Here is a 6,451-nt window from a genome sequence, read left to right on the forward strand (position 1 = left end):
GATGACTATGCAATTTGTAGAAAGAAGGTGGACTTAGTTGGAATCAGAAATGCCAATTATTAATATCGGGCCAGTTGCTTTTGATTTGACCATACTTATCATGTCTGCTTTAATTGTTATTCTTGTCTTTTCTTTAGTGTTTTGGGCTAGTCGTAATATGACACTAAAACCTAAAGGAAAACAAAATGTTCTTGAGTATGTTTATGATTTTGTTTTTGGTGTTATTAAGGGAGAACTTGGTGAGAAACTTGGAAAACAATTCACACCATTTTTCTTTGTGGTGTTTACTTTTTTGCTCTTTGCCAATAATTTGGGCTTAATGACAAAAATTCAAACCCCTAATGGTTATAACTGGTGGGGCTCACCAACCTCTAATATGGCTTTTGACTTTGCCCTATCTATTTTAATGTCAATTATCATTCAATACCAAGCCATAAAAATAAAAGGGATTAAGCATTATATCAAAGGTTTCATTACCCCGATTGCTATGACTCCCATGAACATATTAGAAGAAGTGACCAATATTGTGTCGTTATCACTACGTCTTTATGGTAATATTTTCTCGGGAGAGATTTTACTATCGTTACTGTTGCAAATGGCTAATCAAAGTGTTTTTCTTGCCCCATTTGCTTTAGGGATGAATATTGTATGGGTAGGTTTTTCAGCCTTCATTTCATGTTTGCAGGCTTATGTCTTTATACTACTTACTTCTATTTATCTCGGAAAAAAAGTAAATAGTTAGTAAGAAAGGAAGTAGATTATGTATATTTTATCAACAGTAGGAATTAATATCTTAATTGGAAACTTTATCATTGTGACAGGTAGTTTTCTTATTTTATTAGTACTTATCAAAAAGTTTGCTTGGGGGAAACTCCTTGCTATCTTTGAAGAACGTGAAAAAAGAATTTCCAATGATATTGATAGTGCTGAACATGCTAAGGTAAGAGCAGAAAAATTAGCTAACAAACGCGAAGTTGCATTAAATGAAGCCAAGCGTGAAGCCAATAAAATCATTGATAATGCTAAAGAAATTAGTCATGAACAAGGTAATAAGATTATCTCTGAAGCAAAAGAAACAGCTGATTTAATAAAAGATAAGGCCCATCAAGATATTGTAAGAGAAAAAGAAGAGGCACTTACAAGCATTAAAAGCGAAGTGACTCATTTAACAATTTTGCTAGCTGAAAAATTTCTCAACGAACACCTTGATGAATCTTCTAAAAGTCAATTAGTTAATGATTATCTAGATAAATTAGGAGAAGCTTAATGAACAAAAAAAATTATCGTCTCATTGAGCAATATGCTAAAAGTCTTGTTGAGATTGCTATTGAAAAAAATATTGTTGCTGTGATTGAAGAAGATATTTATAGCATATTAACGATTTGCCATGAAAATCATTTAGTAAAGTATTTTGCGGATCTTAGTATTGCTTCTACTAATAAAATAAAATTAGTAAGGCTTTTTCAAAAATCTCAATCTGAATATTTGAACAACTTTCTTGAAATTATTATTCATAACGATAGAGTTGCCTTTCTTGTTCCTATTTTTGAAAAAGTTTTAGAACATTTATCACGTCAAACCAATACTTTTGATGTCAAGGTTATCACTGCTATATCTTTGACACCATTGCAAAGAGAACGTCTTTTAGTGCTTGTTGCTCAAAAGTTTAATTTAAAGCCTAGACGTTTAATAGAAGAAATTGACGAAGATTTAATTGGTGGCTTCGTTATTTCTGCAAATAATAAGGTAATTGATACCAGTATTCGTCGTCAATTACAAACATTAAAAATGAAATTAAAATAGAAAGTGGTGTGGCTTTTGGCAATTAATGCACAAGAGATTAGCGCTTTAATTAAAAAGCAAATAGAAAATTTTCAGCCGAATTTTGATGTCAGTGAAACAGGCATTATTACCTATATTGGTGATGGTATCGCAAGAGCAAGAGGCCTTGATAATGCCATGAGTGGTGAACTCCTTGAATTTGAAAATGGCGTTTTTGGTATGGCACAAAATTTGGAGTCAAATGATATTGGTATTATCATTCTTGGTGATTTTAGTTCTATCCGTGAAGGAGATCTTGTAAAAAGGACTGGAAAAATCATGGAAGTTCCTGTAGGAGAAGAACTTATTGGTAGAGTTGTTAACCCTTTAGGGATACCAGTTGATGGACTAGGTGATATTAAGACTGATAAAACCCGTCCTGTAGAAACTCCTGCACCAGGTGTTATGGAACGTAAATCAGTCTCAGAACCATTGCAAACTGGACTAAAAGCTATTGATGCTTTAGTTCCTATTGGTCGTGGTCAAAGAGAACTTATCATCGGTGACAGACAAACGGGTAAAACAGCTGTGGCAATTGATACGATTTTGAACCAAAAAGATCAAGATATGATCTGTATCTATGTTGCTATTGGTCAAAAAGAGTCTACCGTTAGAACACAAGTGGAGACACTAAGACGCCATGGGGCACTTGATTATACAATTGTTGTAACTGCTTCTGCTTCACAGCCTTCACCACTTTTATTTATTGCACCTTATGCTGGTGTTGCTATGGCCGAAGAGTTTATGTATAATGGCAAACATGTTCTTGTTGTTTATGATGATTTGTCAAAGCAGGCTGTTGCTTATCGTGAATTATCACTTTTGCTAAGACGTCCTCCAGGGCGTGAAGCTTATCCAGGTGATGTTTTCTATCTACACAGCCGTTTATTAGAGAGATCAGCAAAAGTTTCTGATGAATTAGGTGGAGGTTCAATAACAGCTCTACCATTTATTGAAACACAAGCTGGTGATATTTCTGCTTATATTGCTACCAATGTAATTTCGATTACGGATGGTCAGATTTTCCTTCAAGAAAGTTTGTTTAATTCAGGTATTCGTCCCGCGATTGATGCTGGTTCATCTGTGTCTCGTGTTGGGGGAAGTGCTCAAATTAAAGCCATGAAAAAAGTAGCAGGTACTTTGCGTTTAGATTTAGCTTCTTACAGAGAATTAGAAGCCTTCACACAATTTGGCTCTGATTTAGATGCTGCGACACAAGCTAAGTTAAATCGTGGCCGTCGTACAGTGGAAGTTTTAAAACAGCCGCTACATAAACCATTACCAGTAGAAAAACAAGTTGTTATTCTCTATGCTTTGACACATGGCTTTTTAGATGATGTTCCAGTTAATAATATCCTTAATTTTGAACAGGGACTTTATGACTATTTTGATTCTAACTATGAACATATTTTTGAAGTTATTAGAACAACCAAAGATCTTCCAGAAGAGACTGTTTTGAATGAAGCAATTCAAACTTATAAAGATCAATCACAATATAAATAAAGGGGGGTTCTAAAATGGTAGGCTCTCTTAGTGAAATAAAATCAAAAATTATTTCAACAGAAAAAACAAGTAAAATTACAAGTGCTATGCGGATGGTATCATCAGCAAAATTAGTTCAATCAGAACAAGCAGCAAAGCATTTCCAAATTTATGCTTCAAAAATTCGTCAAATTACAACAGATCTATTAAAATCAGAATTAGATGGTGAAAGTATTAATCCAATGTTGGTTGCAAGGCAAGTTAAAAAAACAGCCTACGTTGTTATTACCTCTGATAAAGGACTTGTTGGAGGCTATAACTCTAAAATTTTAAAAGCTATGATGGATATCATCGAAGAATATCATTCTAATGGTGATGACTATGCCATTATCTCAATAGGTGGTGTTGGTTCAGATTTTTTCAAAATTAGAAAAATGAATGTATTATTTGAACTGAGAGGTTTACAAGACCAACCAAGCTTTGAACAAGTTGGACAAATTCTTTCAAAAACTGTTGAAATGTATAAAAACGAATTATTCGATGAAGTTTATGTCTGTTACAATCACCATGTTAATAGTCTAACTAGTCAAGTTCGTGTTGAGCAGATGCTTCCAATTGCTGATTTAGATGCTAAAGAAGCAACTGAGGAAGATATTAGTAGTTTTGAATTGGAACCAAATCGTGATGTTATTTTAGAGCAATTATTGCCTCAATATACTGAAAGTCTAATCTATGGGGCTATTGTTGATGCTAAAACTGCTGAACATGCTGCTGGCATGACAGCAATGCAAACAGCAACTGATAATGCAAAAAATGTCATCAATGATTTAACCATTCAATATAATCGTGCTAGACAAGCAGCAATAACGCAAGAAATTACTGAGATTGTAGCTGGTGCTAATGCACTTGAATAATATGAAAAAGGAGAAATACATGAGCTTAGGCAAAATTGCTCAAGTTATTGGTCCAGTAGTTGATGTTGTCTTTGCAACTGGAGACCAATTACCTGAGATAAATAATGCACTGGTTGTATATAAAGATGGTGACAAAAAACAAAAAATTGTTTTAGAAGTAGCTCTTGAGCTTGGTGATGGTATGATTCGCACTATTGCTATGGAATCAACAGATGGTTTAAAACGTGGATTAGAAGTATTTGATACTGGTCGTCCGATTAGTGTACCCGTTGGTAAAGAAACACTAGGTCGTGTATTTAATGTTTTGGGAGAAACAATTGATCTAGAACAACCATTTTCAGACCAAGCACTTCGACAACCTATTCATAAACAAGCACCATCCTTTGATGAATTAGCAACATCTACAGAAATTCTTGAAACAGGAATTAAGGTTATTGACCTGCTAGCACCTTATCTTAAGGGAGGAAAAGTTGGTCTTTTTGGTGGTGCTGGTGTCGGAAAAACTGTACTTATTCAAGAATTGATTCATAACATTGCTCAAGAACATGGTGGTATCTCTGTATTTACCGGTGTTGGTGAAAGAACGCGTGAAGGAAATGATCTATATTGGGAAATGAAAGAATCTGGTGTTATTGAAAAAACAGCCATGGTTTTTGGTCAAATGAATGAGCCGCCTGGCGCTAGAATGCGTGTTGCTTTAACAGGTCTAACAATCGCTGAATATTTCCGTGATGTTGAAGGTCAAGATGTACTTTTATTCATTGATAATATTTTCCGATTCACACAAGCTGGTTCAGAGGTCTCTGCCCTTTTAGGTCGTATGCCTTCAGCAGTTGGTTATCAGCCAACACTTGCTACTGAAATGGGACAATTACAAGAACGTATTACTTCGACTAAAAAAGGTTCTGTAACGTCTATCCAAGCTATTTATGTCCCTGCTGATGATTATACTGACCCTGCCCCTGCAACGGCATTTGCACATTTAGACTCAACTACAAACCTCGAACGTAAGCTAACTCAAATGGGTATCTACCCTGCTGTCGATCCTCTAGCATCAAGTTCTCGAGCTTTATCTCCAGAAATTGTTGGTCAAGAACATTATGAGGTTGCTACTGAGGTTCAAAGAGTTCTTCAACGTTATCGTGAATTGCAAGATATTATTGCCATTCTTGGTATGGATGAGTTGTCTGATAAAGAAAAAACATTGGTTGGTAGAGCTCGTCGTATTCAATTTTTCCTTTCTCAAAACTTTAATGTAGCTGAGCAATTCACTGGTCAACCAGGATCTTACGTACCTGTTTCAGAGACAGTTCGTGGGTTTAAAGAAATTTTGGCAGGTAAATATGATGATTTACCTGAAGATGCTTTTAGAAGTGTTGGAAGGATTGAAGATGTGATTGAAAAAGCTAAGAAAATGGGCTTTTAGTGAGGTAATTAAATGCAACATATGACGCTACAAATTGTGACACCGGACGGTATCAAGTATAATCACCATGCAGCTTTTGTTTCAGCACATACTAAGGCTGGTGAAATTGGCATTTTACCAAAGCATATCAACATGATTGCACCGTTGGAGGTTGATGAAGTCAAGATCACACGCGTTGATGATGTTTCTCACGTTGATAGAGTTGCTGTTAATGGTGGAATATTGGAAATCAAAAATAATCTAATTACGATTGTTGCAGATTCTGCTGAACGTAAGCGTGATATTGATGTTAGTCGAGCTGAACGTGCTAAAATCCGTGCTGAACAAGCACTTGAAGAAGCACAAAAAGATCATAAAGTAGATGAAATAAAACGTGCAAAAGTTGCTCTACAAAGAGCTATCAATCGTATTTCAGTCGGAAAAAAATAATAAAATAAAAGTTTGAAAAAATAAGAAAAAAATTTGGTCAAAAAGGCCAAATTTTTTATTTAAGACAAATAAATTAAAATTATAACCCCCAATTGTCAAGTCAAGTGCAACAAAGTATTCATCTGACTAAGTCAATAATTTTTATACTGTTTGAGCTAGCTCAAACAGTTTTTTTGCAGACTGATAGTTGTGTATTCTTCTCANTCTGTCATTGATAGCTTGTGTATAGGTATCTAATTCTTCTTGAGTTAGTTCCTGTAGCGATATCCCTTTAGGCACAAACTCTCTAAGTAATCCATTAAAATTCTCGTTTGTTCCACGTTCGTGAGATGAGTAAGCATGAGCGAAATAGATAGCGACACCCTCTAATTCACTTAAT

Annotated in this window: 7 protein-coding genes and 1 pseudogene; 7 read left to right on the forward strand and 1 reads right to left on the reverse strand. The window is 34.9% G+C overall.

The genetic code is table 11. The annotated features are described in order from the left end of the window. The first annotated feature begins 37 nt into the window (after window positions 1-37). The 7 genes from atpB to A3I1_RS0104345 are packed head-to-tail and all read left to right on the forward strand — an operon-like array spanning window position 38 to window position 6,072. Window positions 38-742 (forward strand): F0F1 ATP synthase subunit A, encoded by a 705-nt coding sequence (gene atpB / locus A3I1_RS0104315; protein WP_018370084.1) that lies wholly within the window; start codon window positions 38-40, stop codon window positions 740-742. An 18-nt stretch (window positions 743-760) separates the two neighbouring features. Beyond that, window positions 761-1,267, forward strand: a complete 507-nt coding sequence (atpF, locus tag A3I1_RS0104320; protein WP_018370085.1) for a F0F1 ATP synthase subunit B — start codon at window positions 761-763, stop codon at window positions 1,265-1,267. After that, window positions 1,267-1,803, forward strand: coding sequence for a F0F1 ATP synthase subunit delta (locus A3I1_RS0104325; RefSeq protein ID WP_018370086.1), 537 nt, complete (start codon window positions 1,267-1,269; stop codon window positions 1,801-1,803). Before atpF ends, A3I1_RS0104325 begins: the two co-directional genes overlap by 1 nt. Window positions 1,804-1,818: 15 nt before the next feature. Further along, window positions 1,819-3,324: a F0F1 ATP synthase subunit alpha gene (gene atpA, locus A3I1_RS0104330; protein ID WP_018370087.1), complete on the forward strand. Its 1,506-nt coding sequence runs from the start codon at window positions 1,819-1,821 to the stop codon at window positions 3,322-3,324. Between the two features lie 14 nt (window positions 3,325-3,338). Beyond that, window positions 3,339-4,217, forward strand: coding sequence for a F0F1 ATP synthase subunit gamma (locus A3I1_RS0104335; protein ID WP_018370088.1), 879 nt, complete (start codon window positions 3,339-3,341; stop codon window positions 4,215-4,217). Window positions 4,218-4,236: 19 nt separating this feature from the next. After that, window positions 4,237-5,643: a F0F1 ATP synthase subunit beta gene (atpD, locus tag A3I1_RS0104340; protein ID WP_018370089.1), complete on the forward strand. Its 1,407-nt coding sequence runs from the start codon at window positions 4,237-4,239 to the stop codon at window positions 5,641-5,643. A 12-nt stretch (window positions 5,644-5,655) separates the two neighbouring features. After that, window positions 5,656-6,072, forward strand: a complete 417-nt coding sequence (locus A3I1_RS0104345) for a F0F1 ATP synthase subunit epsilon (protein WP_018370090.1) — start codon at window positions 5,656-5,658, stop codon at window positions 6,070-6,072. A gap of 141 nt (window positions 6,073-6,213) precedes the next feature. Here the strand turns inward: A3I1_RS0104345 and A3I1_RS0104350 are convergent. Next, window positions 6,214-6,451: pseudogene (locus A3I1_RS0104350) on the reverse strand (IS30 family transposase); the annotation flags it as partial.

This window comes from Streptococcus marimammalium DSM 18627 (assembly GCF_000380045.1).
GTDB classification, from domain to species: domain Bacteria; phylum Bacillota; class Bacilli; order Lactobacillales; family Streptococcaceae; genus Streptococcus; species Streptococcus marimammalium.